Annotated in this window: 19 protein-coding genes and 1 other annotated feature; of the genes, 3 read left to right on the forward strand and 16 right to left on the reverse strand. The window is 37.5% G+C overall.

The annotated features are described in order from the left end of the window. Positions 1-125: 125 nt before the first annotated feature. From pheT to OC533_RS02385, 3 genes are all read right to left on the reverse strand, one after another. Positions 126-2,534 carry a phenylalanine--tRNA ligase subunit beta gene (gene pheT / locus OC533_RS02375; RefSeq protein WP_194323404.1) on the reverse strand — a complete coding sequence of 803 codons (2,409 nt, stop codon included), beginning with the start codon at positions 2,532-2,534 and terminating at the stop codon, positions 126-128. Next, positions 2,534-3,586, reverse strand: coding sequence for a phenylalanine--tRNA ligase subunit alpha (pheS, locus tag OC533_RS02380; protein ID WP_003761856.1), 1,053 nt, complete (start codon positions 3,584-3,586; stop codon positions 2,534-2,536). Before pheS ends, pheT begins: the two co-directional genes overlap by 1 nt. A gap of 45 nt (positions 3,587-3,631) precedes the next feature. Next, positions 3,632-3,860, reverse strand: a binding site (T-box leader). 91 nt (positions 3,861-3,951) lie between these two features. Then, positions 3,952-4,275, reverse strand: coding sequence for a winged helix-turn-helix transcriptional regulator (locus tag OC533_RS02385; RefSeq protein WP_003721618.1), 324 nt, complete (start codon positions 4,273-4,275; stop codon positions 3,952-3,954). A 156-nt stretch (positions 4,276-4,431) separates the two neighbouring features. Here OC533_RS02385 and OC533_RS02390 point away from each other — a divergent pair, with 156 nt between their 5' ends. Then, positions 4,432-4,791, forward strand: coding sequence for a DUF6054 family protein (locus OC533_RS02390; protein ID WP_010990816.1), 360 nt, complete (start codon positions 4,432-4,434; stop codon positions 4,789-4,791). 43 nt (positions 4,792-4,834) lie between these two features. Here OC533_RS02390 and OC533_RS02395 read toward each other — a convergent pair whose 3' ends face one another. From OC533_RS02395 to OC533_RS02425, 7 genes are all read right to left on the reverse strand, one after another. Then, positions 4,835-5,593, reverse strand: a complete 759-nt coding sequence (locus OC533_RS02395) for a TrmH family RNA methyltransferase (RefSeq protein WP_194323403.1) — start codon at positions 5,591-5,593, stop codon at positions 4,835-4,837. 25 nt (positions 5,594-5,618) lie between these two features. Further along, positions 5,619-6,698: a M42 family metallopeptidase gene (locus OC533_RS02400; protein WP_003761851.1), complete on the reverse strand. Its 1,080-nt coding sequence runs from the start codon at positions 6,696-6,698 to the stop codon at positions 5,619-5,621. 111 nt (positions 6,699-6,809) lie between these two features. Continuing rightward, on the reverse strand, positions 6,810-7,796 hold the full coding sequence (locus OC533_RS02405; protein WP_003761849.1) for a glucosaminidase domain-containing protein: 987 nt from the start codon (positions 7,794-7,796) through the stop codon (positions 6,810-6,812). Between the two features lie 298 nt (positions 7,797-8,094). Continuing rightward, a complete protein-coding gene (locus tag OC533_RS02410) occupies positions 8,095-8,964 on the reverse strand; it encodes a glucosaminidase domain-containing protein (protein WP_194323547.1) in 870 nt (289 codons plus the stop codon). A 299-nt stretch (positions 8,965-9,263) separates the two neighbouring features. Then, the gene (locus tag OC533_RS02415) at positions 9,264-9,812 is read right to left on the reverse strand and encodes a DUF2812 domain-containing protein (protein WP_194322296.1); all 549 of its coding nucleotides are present in this window, start codon (positions 9,810-9,812) and stop codon (positions 9,264-9,266) included. Between the two features lie 2 nt (positions 9,813-9,814). Further along, positions 9,815-10,126 carry a PadR family transcriptional regulator gene (locus OC533_RS02420; protein WP_010990811.1) on the reverse strand — a complete coding sequence of 104 codons (312 nt, stop codon included), beginning with the start codon at positions 10,124-10,126 and terminating at the stop codon, positions 9,815-9,817. A gap of 30 nt (positions 10,127-10,156) precedes the next feature. Then, positions 10,157-10,687 (reverse strand): shikimate kinase, encoded by a 531-nt coding sequence (locus OC533_RS02425; protein WP_194323402.1) that lies wholly within the window; start codon positions 10,685-10,687, stop codon positions 10,157-10,159. 88 nt (positions 10,688-10,775) lie between these two features. Between OC533_RS02425 and OC533_RS02430 the strand changes: the two genes are divergently transcribed. Next, entirely contained in the window at positions 10,776-11,225 is a 450-nt protein-coding gene (locus tag OC533_RS02430) for a DMT family transporter (protein ID WP_003761842.1), read from the forward strand. Between the two features lie 14 nt (positions 11,226-11,239). Next, complete coding sequence (locus tag OC533_RS02435) at positions 11,240-11,707, forward strand: DMT family transporter (protein WP_003729724.1); 468 nt, start codon at positions 11,240-11,242, stop codon at positions 11,705-11,707. Between the two features lie 44 nt (positions 11,708-11,751). Here OC533_RS02435 and OC533_RS02440 read toward each other — a convergent pair whose 3' ends face one another. From OC533_RS02440 to OC533_RS02465, 6 genes are read right to left on the reverse strand one after another with little or no spacing between them, the layout of a single operon-like run. Beyond that, positions 11,752-12,318: a cob(I)yrinic acid a,c-diamide adenosyltransferase gene (locus tag OC533_RS02440; protein ID WP_003766573.1), complete on the reverse strand. Its 567-nt coding sequence runs from the start codon at positions 12,316-12,318 to the stop codon at positions 11,752-11,754. Then, entirely contained in the window at positions 12,282-13,817 is a 1,536-nt protein-coding gene (locus OC533_RS02445) for a cobyric acid synthase (protein WP_194323401.1), read from the reverse strand. Before OC533_RS02445 ends, OC533_RS02440 begins: the two co-directional genes overlap by 37 nt. Then, positions 13,817-14,623, reverse strand: a complete 807-nt coding sequence (locus OC533_RS02450; RefSeq protein WP_070753278.1) for an ATP-binding cassette domain-containing protein — start codon at positions 14,621-14,623, stop codon at positions 13,817-13,819. The genes OC533_RS02445 and OC533_RS02450 overlap by 1 nt, the downstream gene beginning before the upstream one ends. Positions 14,624-14,635: 12 nt before the next feature. Beyond that, positions 14,636-15,313, reverse strand: coding sequence for an energy-coupling factor ABC transporter transmembrane protein (locus OC533_RS02455; RefSeq protein WP_045553361.1), 678 nt, complete (start codon positions 15,311-15,313; stop codon positions 14,636-14,638). Continuing rightward, positions 15,300-15,596, reverse strand: a complete 297-nt coding sequence (locus OC533_RS02460; protein ID WP_185482141.1) for an energy-coupling factor ABC transporter substrate-binding protein — start codon at positions 15,594-15,596, stop codon at positions 15,300-15,302. Before OC533_RS02460 ends, OC533_RS02455 begins: the two co-directional genes overlap by 14 nt. Continuing rightward, on the reverse strand, positions 15,593-16,243 hold the full coding sequence (locus tag OC533_RS02465; protein WP_010990808.1) for an energy-coupling factor ABC transporter permease: 651 nt from the start codon (positions 16,241-16,243) through the stop codon (positions 15,593-15,595). The genes OC533_RS02460 and OC533_RS02465 overlap by 4 nt, the downstream gene beginning before the upstream one ends. Between the last annotated feature and the right edge of the window lie 62 nt (positions 16,244-16,305).

Raw genomic sequence — 16,305 nt, forward strand, 5'->3', positions numbered from 1 at the left:
TTAACCATTATAACATGTGTTATTTTAGTTAGTGAAGTGTTAAAACAGGCAAGATTTCCACTGTGCAAAAAAAGAACCAAACTACTCGAAAATGTTTTCCAAATAGTTCAGTTCTTTTTAATTAACTAGCGGATAATAGCATGTAATTTTGCTTGTAATGCTTCCACTACTTTGTTAGTTGCTTTTTGTACGTCTTCTTCGACAAGTGTTCTTTCGCTATCAAGGAAAGTTAATGTATAAGCGAGTGATTTTTTGTTTTCGCCTAAACTTTCGCCTTCGAAAATATCAAATAGTTCAATGTCGACTAAGAGTTTTCCGCCATGCTCTTTGATTACTTGAGAGATTGTAGCATGGTCAATATCTTTATCCACAAGTAAGGCCAAGTCGCGTGTCATTTCTGGGTAGCGTGGAATTGGATGATAAACTACTTTTTCTTTCGTTGCATCAAGTAACGCTTTTACATTAATTTCAAATACATACGTTTCTTTTAAATCGTAGCTTGCTTCCACTGCTGGATGAAGCGCTCCAAGATAACCGATTTCTTTTCCTTCTAACTGGATGCTTGCTGTTCTTCCTGGATGCAGTTCTTCTTTTTCGATTTGCTTCCAGTGCAGTTCGGCTTCGATTCCAAGTTTGTTCACTAAACCTACAACAATTCCTTTTAAAACAAAGAAGTCTACTGGTTTTGGTGTTTTTTGCCAATCAGCTGTGTGCCAATTTCCAGTAATTAAGCCAGCTAAATGCTCTTGTTCGATTGGTAAATTGTCACCTTCTGTTGCGTAGAACACGGTTCCCATTTCATAAAGTGCTACGTCCATATTTTTACGAGCGATATTATAACTTGCGCTACGAATTAATTGTGGGACGATACTTGTTCTTAAATGGCTATGTTCTTCACTCATTGGCATCGAAAGCGCCACTGTTTTTTCATCGGATAACGCTAAACGAGTCGCATCTTTTTTGGATGTTAAAGAATACGTTAATGCTTGGTTAAGTCCTGCTCCTTCTAAATAAGCGCGCATTACACGACGAGCTTTTTGGCTGTCAGATAATCCACCAGTTGTGCTCGTTGCTGGAAGTGTGACAGGAATTTCATCATAACCATAAATACGTGCAACTTCTTCCAAAATATCCGCTTCAATTGTAATGTCCCAACGTCTAGTCGGTACTTCAATGATTAATGTGTCTTCTTTAACTTCTAATACAAATCCTAAGCGATCAAAAATCGTTTCTATTTCGGAAAGGGAAATCTCCGTTCCTAAAATACGGTTAATACGTGTTAAGCTTGTTTCGATTTTATTTACTGCTTTTTCACGATTATCTACTTCTACTACGCCGCCAACAAGCGTTCCGCCGCTAAGTTCAGCGATAAGTGCTCCGCCGTGTGCAAGTGCTTTTTCTACTTTCCAAGCATCAGAACCTTTATCATATCGAATACTTGCTTCTGTACGTAAATATAATTCGCGGGATGCTTTTCCAACAGATGAACTACTGAAAATAGCTCCTTCCAGTGCCACAGTTGTTGTCGTTTCAGTTACTTCAGAAAACTCTCCGCCCATAACTCCAGCAATTGCTATCGGTTCAGTTCCATTAGTAATAACAGTGTGCCCTGTTTGTAATGTTCTTTTCTCGCCATCAAGTGTGGTAATTTCTTCTTGGTCTTTTGCGGAACGAACGACGATTTTTTTACTGCCGATTTTATCATAATCAAACGAATGCAGTGGTTGTCCGTATAATAAATTAATGTAGTTTGTTACATCGACTACGTTATTATGTGGACGGATGCCTGCTTTCATTAATTTTGTTTGAAGCCATAGAGGTGATTCTTTAATTTCGATGTTTTCAACCATTTTAATAGCATAATAAGGTGTTTCTGTTGGATTTTCTACTTCTACGGAAATAAAATCGTCTGCTTTACCTTTTTCAGATACATCAGGCTCGGTTGGTTGCGCTGGTTTTTGATGGATAATTGCGCCTACCTCATGCGCTACGCCGTTCATACTTAATGCATCTGCGCGGTTTGGTGTAATTGCCATATCGAGAATCGCATCATCTAAGCCAAGTAAAGTAATTGCGCTCACGCCTGTTTCAACATGCTCTGGTAAAACGTAAATGCCGTCCGCATAAGCTTTTGGTACAACTTTACTTTCAAAGCCAAGTTCAGCAAGTGAGCAAATCATTCCTTCCGAAACTTCGCCGCGTAATTTTGCGCGTTTGATTTTAAGTCCACCTGGAAGTCTTGCACCAACTTTGGCTACGATTACTTTTTGACCTGCAGCAACGTTTGGAGCTCCGCAAATAATTTGAACTGGCTCTTCTTCGTCAGTTTGGACAAGGCATTTGTTCAATTTTTCTGCATCAGGGTGGCGTTCGCATGATAATACTTCCCCAACCACGACATTTTTCAAACCAGCGCTTAATTCTTCTACGCCTTCAATTTCAATTCCGGTTCTTGTAATTGCTTCTCCTAGCTCTTCCGCCGTTAACGGGAAGTCTTGGAAAAATTCTTTGACCCAATTATATGAAACTAACATTAGATTTCCCCCGTTTCTGTGCTTTGGAATTGCTTCGTAAAGCGTAAATCATTCGTATATAAGTGGCGAATATCATCCACTGCGTATTTTAACATCGCAACACGTTCAGGTCCTAAGCCAAAAGCAAATCCGCTGTAACGAGTGGAATCAATACCGGACATTTCTAGTACGTTTGGATGTACCATACCGCTTCCTAAAATTTCAATCCAACCTGTTCCTTTACAAACACGGCAACCTTTACCACCACATTTGAAACAAGAAATATCCATTTCAACAGAAGGCTCAGTGAACGGGAAGAATGATGGACGAAGGCGAATTTCGCGTTCTTCACCAAACATAGTTTTAGCGAGGACAGTCAGCGTCCCTTTTAAATCCGCAAAAGTGATGTTTTCACCAACAACTAGCCCTTCGATTTGCGTAAATTGGTGGGAGTGAGTTGCATCATCGTTGTCGCGGCGGTATACCTTACCTGGACAGATAACTTTGATTGGTCCCTTAGAGAAATCATGTTTTTCCATCGTTCTTGCTTGTACAGGTGATGTTTGAGTACGTAATAAAGTATTTTCTGTAATATAGAAGCTATCTTGCATGTCACGAGCTGGGTGATCTTTTGGAAGGTTTAATGCTTCGAAGTTATAGTAATCCAGTTCTACTTCTGGTCCTTCTGCGATTTCATAACCCATACCAATGAACATATCTTCCATTTCTTCAATTACTTGTGTTAGTAAATGTTTTGTTCCGATGCTTGGCGCTGTGCCTGGTAAAGTAACATCGATTGTTTCTGATTTTAATTTTTCATTAATTGCTGCTGTTTCCAGAATTTCTTGTTTGCTGGAAATCGCTTCTGTTAAGGCTGTTCTTACTTCATTAGCAAGTGAACCCATTTTTGGTCTTTCTTCTGCGGAAAGTTTTCCCATTTGTTTCATGATTTCGGTCATCGGGCCTTTTTTACCAAGGTATTTTACCCGTAAGTCGTTCAATGTTTTTAAGTCTGCTGCTTCGTTAATTTGCGTTTCTGCTTCACTTTTCAGCGTTTGTAATTGCTCTAACATACCGTTCACTCCTTCTTTTTAGACAAAATAAAAAAGCTCTATCCACAAAGGGACGAGACTTCTCGCGGTACCACCCTAATAAGAACAAAATTTGTTCCCACTCAAAATTCGATAACGGCTTAGTAACCGGACCACCTTCACACATAACGTGCTTCTCGGGGGGCGACTCCAGAGGTGAAATGTTCGCAAATTCGTTTGTAAAGTGGCTTTCAGTCTATGACCACTTCTCCCTATACAGACTCACTATGCTACTTGGCTCTTTCATTGTCTTTACTTATTTAGATAGTTTCTATTATAGTATGGTTCTACGAAAGATTCAAGCTAAAAAATAATCTCCCCATATTAGTTGGAGAGATTATCTCTTTTTAATTAGGTACTTCCACCCATTTATCCGCCCAACACTGGACTTCAAGCATTACTTCTTGGAGTGCTTTACCTTTTTCGGTTAGTTCATATTCAATGCGTACAGGAGTTTCTGGATAAACTTGTCTTAAGCAAATATCCATTTCCTCAAGTTCCTTCAAACGTTCTGCAAGCACCCGATCACTCATTTGTGGGATCTCAGCGGCAACTTGTTTAAACCTTTTTGGACCAGTCAGTAAGACATTGATGATAAGTCCAGTCCAGCGTTTACCTAATAGTTGGAACGCCGATTCAAACTTCGGACATACTGTATGTGCATCAGTCATAATTCTCACCTCTAACGTTATTGTACCATATCTATCATCAGAAAGTAACTAATAAATCTTTTGTTGCTTATATTTAGTAAGTCGAAATATAATTGACCAAAGTATCCTTCTGACTTAAAATATAAGTAAGATAGATTAATGAAGGAGGCGTCTCTCATGCCATCTATTCGCTACATTGTTAAAACAGATGTTTCAGAAACCTTCGAAATAATCAAAGCTGGTCAAGTAGGGTCAAATATTGTATTTTCCGAAATTAGAACATTTGATTTTGGAGAACTAGCGACACTTGCTTGCGAAAAATTTTACTTCCGTTCTTCTAATCGAGCGGCATTATTTGTTAACATTAATAATTTCCACGGAGAAACAGAAGTAACGATTATCTCAACAGGTAGTTCGAACGGCTTCTTTACTGGGATTGACTGGGGCGCTGCGTTTGATTATATGCATAGTGTCGTAGCTGATTTAAAACGCGTCGCAATTCGTGAAGTAAAAATGGAAAAACAAGAAGAGATTTAAAAAAGTGGTTGATAAGTTCATTCCGACTTATCAACCACTTTTATTATTTTCTTAAACCATAAAGTAAAATTCCGGCTGCTACAGCTACATTTAATGATTCACTATCACCGTAAATTGGAATATACACTTTTTCGGAAAGTCGATCTTGTAATTCTTCTGATATGCCGTTTCCTTCGTTTCCAACCATTAAGGCTAATGTTTCACGCTTTGGCATATCATTGAGTGATTTGGCTTGGTCATCTAAAACTGCTCCAATCACTGGAACACCTTCTTCTTCTAAATTCGCCACCCACTCAAATAAATCTGCTTGAATGACAGGAATATGGAAGTGACTCCCCTGCGTGCTACGAATAACCTTTGGATTATAAAGGTCTGCACTACCTCTTCCTAGAACGACACAATCATATCCAGCCGCATCAGCAGTTCGAATTAACGTGCCGACATTACCTGGATCTTGTACTGCATCTACGAGTAACAATTTCTTACCATATAATAGCATCATGTCTGGCTCTGAAATAGCAACGACAGCAAATACACCTTGTTCTGTCATTGTGTCACTAATTAGATGGCTGATTTCGGAACTAATTTCAAAGACATCATAGTCGCCTTTTAACCACTCTTCTGGAACAGAAACACCACTTGAAATAAGCAGCTCCAGTACTAAACCATCTTGACGTAACGCTTCTTCCACTAAATGAAAGCCTTCCACCAAATAAGTTCCGGTTTTATCGCGGCCTTTTCTCGTTTGTAGTTTCTTCCATTTTTTGACACGGTCGTTTTTTACTGATTGAATCTGTTCCATAAAAGTTGTCCTCTTTTCTCGAAACTCAACCTAGGCGAATTTCTGATACTTTTTCTTTATCTAAACGTTTAACTACTTCGGTAATTAGTTTAACTGCATTTTCAAAATCATCACGATGTAGCATCGAGGAATGGGAATGAATATAGCGAGTTGCGATTGTAATGGATAACGACGGGATTCCGTTTCCTGTTAAATGAATAGACCCTGAATCTGTTCCGCCCATTGGAATTGCTTCAAATTGGTAAGGAATAGATAGTTCGTCTGCTACGTCCGTTACAAAATCACGAAGGCCAGCATGTGCTACCATGGAAGCATCATAGATAACGATTTGTGGACCTTCTCCCATTTTACTCATTGCTTCTTTGTCAGTTACTCCAGGAGTATCACCAGCAATACCAACATCTACGGCAAAACCTATATCAGGTTGAACGAAATGTGCTGCTGTTTTGGCACCACGTAAACCAACTTCTTCTTGCACTGTTCCAACACCGTAAACGATATTTGGGTGTGCTTCTTTTTGTAGGTTTTTAAGTACTTCGATTGCAATAGCAAGTCCAATACGATTATCCCAAGCTTTTGCAAGTAAGAATTTCTCGTTTTTCATTACGGTAAAATCAAATGCTGGCACAATCATATCACCAGGACGAATGCCGTAACTTTCAACTTCTGCTTTATCAACCGCACCAACGTCAATAAACATATCTTTAATATCAAAAGATTTTTGACGTTCTGCTGCTGTCATTACATGCGGTGGTTTAGAGCCAATAACACCGGTGATTTCTTCGCCAGAACGCGTCACGATTGTTACTTTTTGTGCAAGCATTACTTGCGAAACCCAACCGCCCACTGTTTGAAATTTAATAAAACCTTTATCATCGATTTGAGTCACCATAAAGCCAACTTCATCTAAATGGCCAGCAATCATGATTTTTGGTCCATCTTCTGCGCCCACTTTTTTCGCAACGGCGCTACCTAAGCCGTCTGTTTCAAAACTATCAGCTAACGGTTCAATATATTCACGAAATACGTTTCTAACCGCACGTTCGTTACCGGGAATACCTTTTGCATCCGTTAGTGCTTTTAACATCTTTAATTGTTCATCCATATAAATAACCCTCCTTATAAACTCCTTTTACATTATAACAGTTTCTCTCTAAAATTCCTTTGAAAACGCAAAAAAAGCCGAAACAGCTATTCGACTTTTTTTGCGTTTTACTTACCAAGCAATTGACTGAACGTTTAATAAAGGTAGATTAAGTGCAGTTTTGCCCTTTGTGTCTTCCTTAGCTATTGTAGGTTTGTGCAGTTCTGATGTATCAATATCCATATTAATTACTAAACGATTTTGATCATCTGTTTTAAGTAAAGCGTCGCGCGTTGGAGCATAATCTTCTAATTGATAGAATTTTTTTATAGAGGTGCTTTCAATCCAACCGATAGAATCGCCATTATGATGAATGTGATACCAAGAAATATTGGAATCCGTTACTTTAACTTCTCTATTAATAGAAACTTGATGTCCAAAATATTTGGTTGTTTTTTCGACTGGATTTGCTCCTTTTGTTCCACCTGGCGCGGACCAAATAAAGGAATTATCTTTTATAGCTACTTCACCAGCAGCTTTGATTGCTTTATCAGATACTCGTTCACTATAAACTGTATCATATTTATCTAAATTTGCTTTTTTAATTAGGTCGATTAATTTTGCTGCATACTCTGGATCAGACGAATAGCCAGTTTTTCCAAGTGCAATAGCCGCTTTTTCAAAGTTATATTCTTTGATTAAGCCCCCGTATAAATGAGGGTTCCATGATGGGCCATTGACAAATAAAAGTGCGTGGTCATTCATCGATTCATACCAACCCGGGTATGCGCGGAAATTAGCATCGGTACCAACCCAAACAAGACCATTGTGTTCTTTGGTTGGTAATTTAATAGAGGCTCCATTATAAGAACCTTTAATTCCAAATAAATTATTGCCATCTTTTGCTAGCATACTTTCTCCCCAATTGGATTCTAGTATAGCTTGCGAAATAGTGATACTTGCTAAAATACCATGTTCTCTTTGCACTTTTTGAGCATGCGGCGCAATTTCATTAATAAACCTCTCTTGCTTGGAAGTTAAGCCGTCCTCTAGACCAGCAGCTTGGGAGTGTATTGGTACTGCACATAATGTAATTGTAATTCCAAGACCAATTGTCACCAAATGCTTCTTTGCGAGTTGTAACATAATGATTTATTGCACATCCTTCTTTGAAATATCCATCTAACTATAAATTTAGTCAGAAACGTGTGTTCTTTAAAACAACCACTTCATTCTAACAAAACTTCTTTGTAATACACATTACTTTTACATTACTTATGTTACAAAAGGCCTTTAGCTATTGAATAGTAATCCTTTTGAGAGGTCGCTGTTATGAAAATAAAAAAGAAAAAGAGCTTCAAAAGGACTTTTTGCCTACAAATAAGACAAGTCATTTTAGCTCTTTTTCGGTTATTTCTTATTTTTTATCGATTAATTCTTGTTTTACCCAACCAATTGGATCATTTTTCACGGAAATTTGATACCAAACGCCACTATCTGTCTTTGCTTCTCGTAAAAGTTTCAAATCTTCTCGTTTGTAGTAGTTAATTTCTTCTACTTTTTGCGCTCCAGATAGTCCATATGGCCTTGTCCAAATTGCTCCAGAAACGTCTTTTTTTACGTTGCCATAACCAGTTGATTTTGCATCGTAGTATATCTTATCATCTATACGATCATATAAAGCTAAGTCATATTTTTCGATAATATTGATTAACTTCTCTGCATAACCTGGATCGGTTGCATAGCCTGCTGTTTGTAATTCTTCTGCAGCTTTTTTATAATCATCGGCTTTGATCACGCCATTATATTTATCTTTATTCCAGGAAGTTCCTTTTAAAAAGAGTTCTGCGTGTGCTTCTAATGATTCATTCCAATCTTTGTATTTTCGGAAGTTGGCTTTGATTTCAATCCATTTTCCGTCTACAAATTCTTTTGTCGTCATGTTTACCATCGGTTGTGGAGCTTTGCCTTTTACACCAAACAAATTATTACCTTGTTGTGCTAAATCGCTTTTACCCCAGTTAGATTCGAGGATAGCTTGTGCTAAAGTAATACTCGTTAAAATGCCGTGTTCTGCTTGAATTTCTTGTGCACGAGGAGAAAGTTCATTGAGAAAGTTCTGCTCTTTTGAATGGAATGCTGGGTCCGGTTTCGGTGCTGTCATAATTAAATATTGTTGTCTGACTACAGATGCTATGACACCTACTAGAATAATCAGCAGTAAAATCCCTGCTATCCCAATTAGCCTTTTTTGTTTTTTCTTTTTGGATAATTTTCTATACTTCAGATGTCGTCACGCCTTTCTGTCTCCGAATCCCTTGATGCTTTTAGAATACGTTAATTTGAACACAATTGCAATCCATCTAAATGTCTTTTAAGAAATCTTTAACATTTTATGATAAGGCAAAAAGTTAGTTATAGATTCAATTTAATTTTCTTTGATAACGTTTGTTCTTCATTTTGTAACATTTGCCATCATTTAGTCATATAAGTTCAGGATTAAATGGGATGATTTTAAAAAAATGCGAGTTTCTTCTATTATAAAATGGTTTAGTTGACGCCATCATAATTATCTTACATTCTGTTTTATAGATTTTTGTTCGCAAATTTATTTATTTTCCTCGTTAATTGGATAAACATCTTTCCGTACAAACCGATGAGAATAATAAATAGAATAAAAATGAAAATAGTAATTACTTGATAACTTCCAGCATTGTTTAGGAAAAATAAATCCAGCAATAAAAGAATACTCATTAATATGCCAAAAATCGTCCAGCGTTTCCGAATACTTCGATATAAATGAATATATGATACTTCATCCGAGAATATCGTTTCGCTTCCCGCTTCTTCGGCCTGTAGTTTTCGGAAATACATCCAATTACCATTTAATATTGGATAGCAGAATACATTATCCCAACCAGCATCAGCAAAGAGTGCTTTATACGATGCTTCGTCGCCTTGATTCACTTTATAATCAATGGCATAGCGATATTTGTTCGGTTCCCCTTTTTCAAAATGGTATCTAAAAGATTTATATTCTTTAAATAACCAGCCTTTTTGAGCCATTTCGTTTAAATAGGCTTCTTCTTTTTCCATATTATCTACAGTAAAAAACTTTAAGACTTTTTTCTCCATGATTAAACCTCCCTTGAATTTCTATACAATTCTTCTATACGTGTTTTTTCTAGCTGCAAAACCTCGGCACCGATTTCTGTAATTTGATAGATTTTTCGGTTGCTCTCCTCTTGGATGATTTGGATTAAATTGTCTTTGTTCATTTTGGATAAACTACCGTAAATAGTTCCTGGTCCAAGTTTAATCCGCTCATTGGTCATTTGGGCAACATTTTCAATTATCGCGTAACCGTGCTTCGGTTTAACTAGCGAAAGTAATATGTAAAAGGCAGTTTCAGTCATGGGAAGATAGGTTTTTCGTAGTTTTTCATCCATAATTATATCGCACCTCGATGTATTTGATACTCATAATATATCACGGCTCGATATAATTTGCAATATTTTTTGTTGAATTTCATGAAACGCTAGATTTTCTTTAATAATTAACCATTTAGCTGGATGTTGATTTATTTTTTCGTTCACTAATGGTTTAGTTCTTTGATCAAATAAATCATCCCAGTAAAACATTTTCTTTAACATGCTGAATCGGACTACGTAGTGCGCTTTTTCGATTCGTAGTAATTGTTTGAATTGGCGTTTTATAAGCTGAGAGCGGATTTGTTTTTTAGGTAAATCAAGGTAAATAATAACGTCGGCTTGTGAAATGCTCTCTTCTGTCCAGGCTTCTAAATGCACGCCTTCGATAATCCAGTTATCCTTCTGGAGAATTGCATTTAACTCGGCTATTTTTTCTGAATCGCTTCGTCTCACTTCCGTTTCTTCTCTTTTCCATACAATTCGGTCTGTTTCAAAAAAATCTATTTGTAGCCACTTGGAAACTTTTTTTGCTAAAGTGGTTTTGCCGCTTCCAACAGATCCGATTATTCGGATTTTCATAAAAACACCTCGCTTTAAATTAAATACTATCTTTTTACCCCTCTTTTATTTTATAATTATCTCATTGTGATAAAAGGGAGGGAAATTTTTGATTATATTATTTATTGTATCAGGTCTACTGGCGGGGATGGTATTACCCGTTCAAACAGCCATCAATACACGACTTAGTACATATACGAAATCACCGTTTTTAGCTTCGTGGGTTTCTTTTATGGTAGGGACGACTGTTTTACTTATTGTTTGTTTATTTACACAAAAATCATGGCCAATATCTTCAGAAATGATTGCCTCAAATCCTTGGTATATATGGGTTGGCGGTGGAACATTAGGCGTTATTTTCTTAACAGCTAATATTTTACTTTTACCACGTCTGGGCTCTGCACTACTAGTAATGATTACAGTATGTGGACAAATGATTATGGCTATTGTAATTGATAACTTTGGTTTATTTCAAGTTCCGATGCATGAGATTAACATCGAACGACTGCTTGGTGTTATTTTAATGTTCGGCGGCATTTACTTGATGCAACGATTTTAAAAGGAGGAGAAATCATGACAAAAAGATCATCCAAATCATTATTACTATTTATGGCAATGGGACTTGTTTCTGGACTACTTTCACCGATTCAAACATCGATTAATAGCCAACTTCGGCTCACTGTCGGTTCTCCTTTTGTAGCATCATTTATTTCCTTTTTAGTTGGGACCACGCTACTTACGCTTGTTTGTTTAATTGTGGAGCGTCGTTTGACTTTTCAGCTAAAAGGGGTCGGTCGAATTCCTTGGTGGGTATTCACTGGTGGCGCACTTGGAGTATTATTTGTAACTTCTAACATTTTACTTTTACCATTACTTGGCTCTGCTATGACAGTAGTTTTAGCACTTTGTGGGCAAATGATTATCGCACTTATTATTGATCATTTTGGTTTTTTCGGGGTTATTCCTCATCCAATTAACCGTTATCGAATGATTGGTGTTTTATTAATGCTTATTGGTGTATTTTTAATTCAACGCTTTTAATAAAGAAAACCTCTCCGGCTAGAATGTCTGGAGAGGTTTTTTTGTTATTTCTTTTTATTTCGAAAAACTAGTTCGGAATTTTTGTAGAAAATATCGGTTTCGCCTGCGCGGTAATTCACGACTCTGGCAACAGCGAAAAAGTAATCAGATAAGCGATTTACATATTTTAATACTTCTTGGTTAGTGGAGGCGATTTTTAGCATACCAACAATTTCTCGTTCTGCTCTTCTTGCCACTGTTCTAGCCATATGAAGTAAAGAAGCTGCTTGAGTACCGCCTGGCAAAATGAATTTTTCAATTTCAGGTGGTTCGTCGGCATAAATATCAATGCGGTCTTCTAGCCAAGCAACTGGTTCGTCTGTCAGTTTATAATCGCGCTTACCTTCTTCTGTTGCAAGGTCGCCTCCTGCATCGAATAATTGTTGTTGGATTTGCTCAAGTTCCGCTTGGATTTCGGGCTCATTTCCAAGGGTTGTAATGGTATAACCGATAAGCGAATTGAGTTCGTCGAGTGTACCATATGCATTAATTCGTATATTATCTTTACTTACTTTGCTCCCCCCGATAATTCTTGTCATTCCTTTATCGCCGGTTTTTGTGTAGATACGCATATTTTTTCTCCTTTCATAATCTTTTCTAGTTGATCCATTTGAATATTTGCTTCTAAAAGAGCCGCTAGTTTATCATATTCCGTTTCTTTATGTTCTTTTAGTTTGATAATTTCATGTGGATAAATGGATTTGTTTTTTTGTGTTAGCAGTTCATTGAATAGATTTCCTAAGAAAATATCATTATCGAAAATACCGTGGATGTATGTGCCGATAATGTTTTTGTTCGCAGAGATGGCACCGTCCTCGTGTGTTTCTTGGTTACCGTTGACTGCTTTAATTTTACAAAACGGTTGAGTATTCTCGCCGCGCTTAGTTTGGCCCATATGGATTTCGTATCCTTCGACTGGTTCCGAAGAAAATGTCACGCCAGTAATTTGCGTAGTGCGTTTTTGGTCGAGAAAAATTGTTTCCGTATCTAATAAGCCAAGGCCCGCAATTTCTACTTTTTCACTTTCTACTTGATTTGGGTCAAGCATTCTTTTACCGAGCATTTGGTAGCCACCGCAAATCCCAATTACTTTCCCGGCATTTTCGGCATAGTTTTGAATCGCTTTTTTCAGGCCTGATTGTTCGAGAAAAGCCATATCTTCCAGCGTGTTTTTACTACCAGGAATAATGACTAAATCTGGATTTCCAAAATCAGCTAAATTGCGTATATAACGCACACTGATGTCAGGTTGAATTTCTAGAATATGAAAGTCTGTAAAATTAGAAATACGCGGCAAGCAAATAATGGCAATATCAATTAACGCCGAACTATCTAGAACGTAATTTTTCCCGCTGAGTGAAACACTATCTTCTTCTTCTAGTTGTAGGTTAGCATAAGGGATAACGCCAATGACAGGAACGTTTGTCAGCTCTTCTATCATCTCAATGCCTGGTTGTAAAAGTGCTACATCACCGCGAAATTTATTGATAATCACTCCTTTAAGCCGCGCACGTTCTTCTTCTTTTAAAAGCATAATCGTGCCATAAATCGAAGCAAACACGCCGCCTTTATCAATATCAGCAACTAACACGACAGGCGCGTCGACCATTTTAGCCATACCCATATTGACAATATCTCGGTCATTCAAATTGATTTCGGCTGGGCTTCCGGCGCCTTCTAATACAATAATATCATTTTCATCAGCTAAACTCTGATAAACTGCCTGAATTTTTGGGATAAGTGTTTGCTTAAAATCGTGATAAGAAACAGCATCCATATTATCTAAAATCGCTCCCATAAAAATTACTTGCGACTGACGATCATTGGTCGGTTTAAGTAACACGGGATTCATTCGAACATCTGGAAAAACCCCTGCTGCTTCAGCTTGGAAAACTTGCGCACGTCCCATTTCATCACCTGTTGCGGTAATAAAAGAATTGAGTGACATGTTTTGCGATTTAAATGGCACAACTCGCTTGCCTTTATTTTTAAATAAGCGGCATAAACCTGCAACTATTACACTTTTCCCCGCATCGGAAGCGGTACCTTGAATCATTATTTGCTCTACCATTAATTAATCACCTTCCCCGTATGTGCGAAAAAATCGGCTTCTTTTTTGAAAAGTGGGTAGCCAGCTTGTTGGTGTAATTTGATTAGCCACGGCTGTACTAACCCTGCTTGTTCGATATGACTTTTCTCTAAGAAAACCTCGCTCGTCTCCCCGCTTGTTAAAACTGTTCCGTCTTTTAACATATAGACATAATCGCAAATCTCATAAATCAAATCGATGTCATGACTTGAAATGAGAATCTTTTTTCCTTGTTTTGCAAGACGTTCGATAATTTCCATCATAATTTTTTTACCAATCGGATCTAGTCCCGCTGTTGGTTCATCAAGTAGTAACCAATCTGTATCAAGAACAAGCGCTCCGGCAATAGCGACACGTTTTTTTTGACCATAACTTAAATATTGGACAGGTTTATGTTGAAATTCTGTCGCACCAACTGTTTCTAGTACATTTGTTACTCGCGACTCCACTTCCATTTCACTGACACCTAGGTTTCTAAGTGCAAAAGCCACGTCATCACGTACATTAGAATAGAAAATTTGTTGGTCGGGGTCTTGGAAAACAATACTTACTTTTTTTCGTAAAGTAAATAATGCTTTTTTATTATAAGCAAGTGGTTTTCCTTCAAAATAAACTGTCCCTGAAGTTGGCCTATTAATGCCTAAAAGCTGCATAAAAAGGGTCGATTTCCCGGAGCCATTCGCACCAATAAGGCCAATAATATTGCCTCTATCTAAATCGATTGAAACATCCGTTAAGGCTTGTTTGCCATCTTCGTATTGGAATGAAATATGTTCTGTTTTAAGCAAATTGGCTTCCTCCTAGATATGAAATTCTCCTTGATATAGCTTCACATCAAGTGTTATAACCATTTCATTATATCTTTTCATTACGCGATTGAATAAAGTATTTACGAGCATTCCAAATGAACGATAGCTATTTTTTATGCCGTGATAACCAAAACGAAGGCTCTGTGCTTTTCGAATCGCCGCCGCTTCTTCTAAGAAAATAAAGATAAATCGATAAATTAAAATCGTTAGTTCAATAAGCACTTTTGGAATAAAAATTTGCTTCATCACTTTCGTTAATTGTACCACGGGAACAGTTAAGACGAAAAAATATGTTGCCGCTAAGCAAGCGATACTCCGAAAAAAAACTTGAGTTGCTGTCGTTATCGTCACGTCAGAAATACCAAGATAAAAACTTCCAATAGAGATTGAAGCAAGAAAACTACTTGGATCTTTTGAAATTGAGATAAGAATCGAAAGCAAACTAAATAATAGAAATGAAAATGGTAAAAGGAGCCATTTCAAATATTGTTTAAAGTGGATTTTAACAACATAAAGCGTCAGTGGCACCATGCATAAAAATAGTATCGCTTGTACGAGCACGGGGCCAGTTAACGCGAGTATTAGAATCGCGACATAAAATAAAGCTTTCGCTGATGGTGAAAAAGCAATCCATCTGTTTTGATAGGCGTATTTATCAATGGTTAGCATCAGTTTCGGCTTTCCGCTTGCCACGACTCACACCAATGACATAAGCAATAATTCCCGTTCCGATACAACCTTGAAGCGTAAATAATAAGCTTTCAATTTCGCCACTTTTTGGTTCATAAAGAGGTTCAAACCACGGTTCATAGCTTGGATCGATTTTAGTGATTTCTGCTTCAGCTTCTCCGTCTGATCCCCCGTACTCACCTGTTTTATTGAAGAAAAACGGGCTCACCATTAACAAAACTACTAATAAAATTAAAATGATATTAATATTGATTTTTTTCATCGTAATTGTGCCACCTTTTCTGGTAAATTTTTGCTAATAAGATTGTACATAACTACAGTGAGCAAGCCTTCTGCAATCGCGATTGGAACTTGAGTCACACAGAAAATTGCCATGAATTTTAGAATAGAAGCCATCATACCTGATGCTGGATCTGGGAAAACGACCCCTAGTTGGACACTTGTGGTGAGATATGTTGCTAAATCTGCCGTCATTGCACATAAGAAAATCGAAACACTTTTATTACAGTTTAGTTTACGAGCTAGTTTATAGACGACAAAACCAACCATTGGACCGATAACAGCCATCGACATTGCGTTTGCACCAAGAGTAGTAATACCGCCGTGTGCAAGAAGTAGCGCTTGGAAAAGTAAGACAATCACGCCAAGGACACTGACAACGAGCGGTCCGAACATAACCGTTGCAAGACCAACACCTGTCGGATGAGAGCAAGATCCTGTAACGGACGGGATTTTAAGTGCAGAAAGAACGAAGATAAAGGCTGCGCATAGTGCTAACAGTAATTTATTATTTTTATCTAAGGCGATTAATTTACGAATACGAATTAAACCAAGTACAAGGAATGGGATAAAGACAATTAGCCAAAAGACTGCCCATTTAACGGGTAAAAAGCCCTCCATGATATGCATTGCATGTGCGGATTCTGGATTCGTTAAAGTAAAATAAATAACGCCGATTAAAACAAATGGTA

Source organism: Listeria sp. Marseille-Q6474 (assembly GCF_946902005.1).
GTDB lineage: Bacteria > Bacillota > Bacilli > Lactobacillales > Listeriaceae > Listeria > Listeria innocua.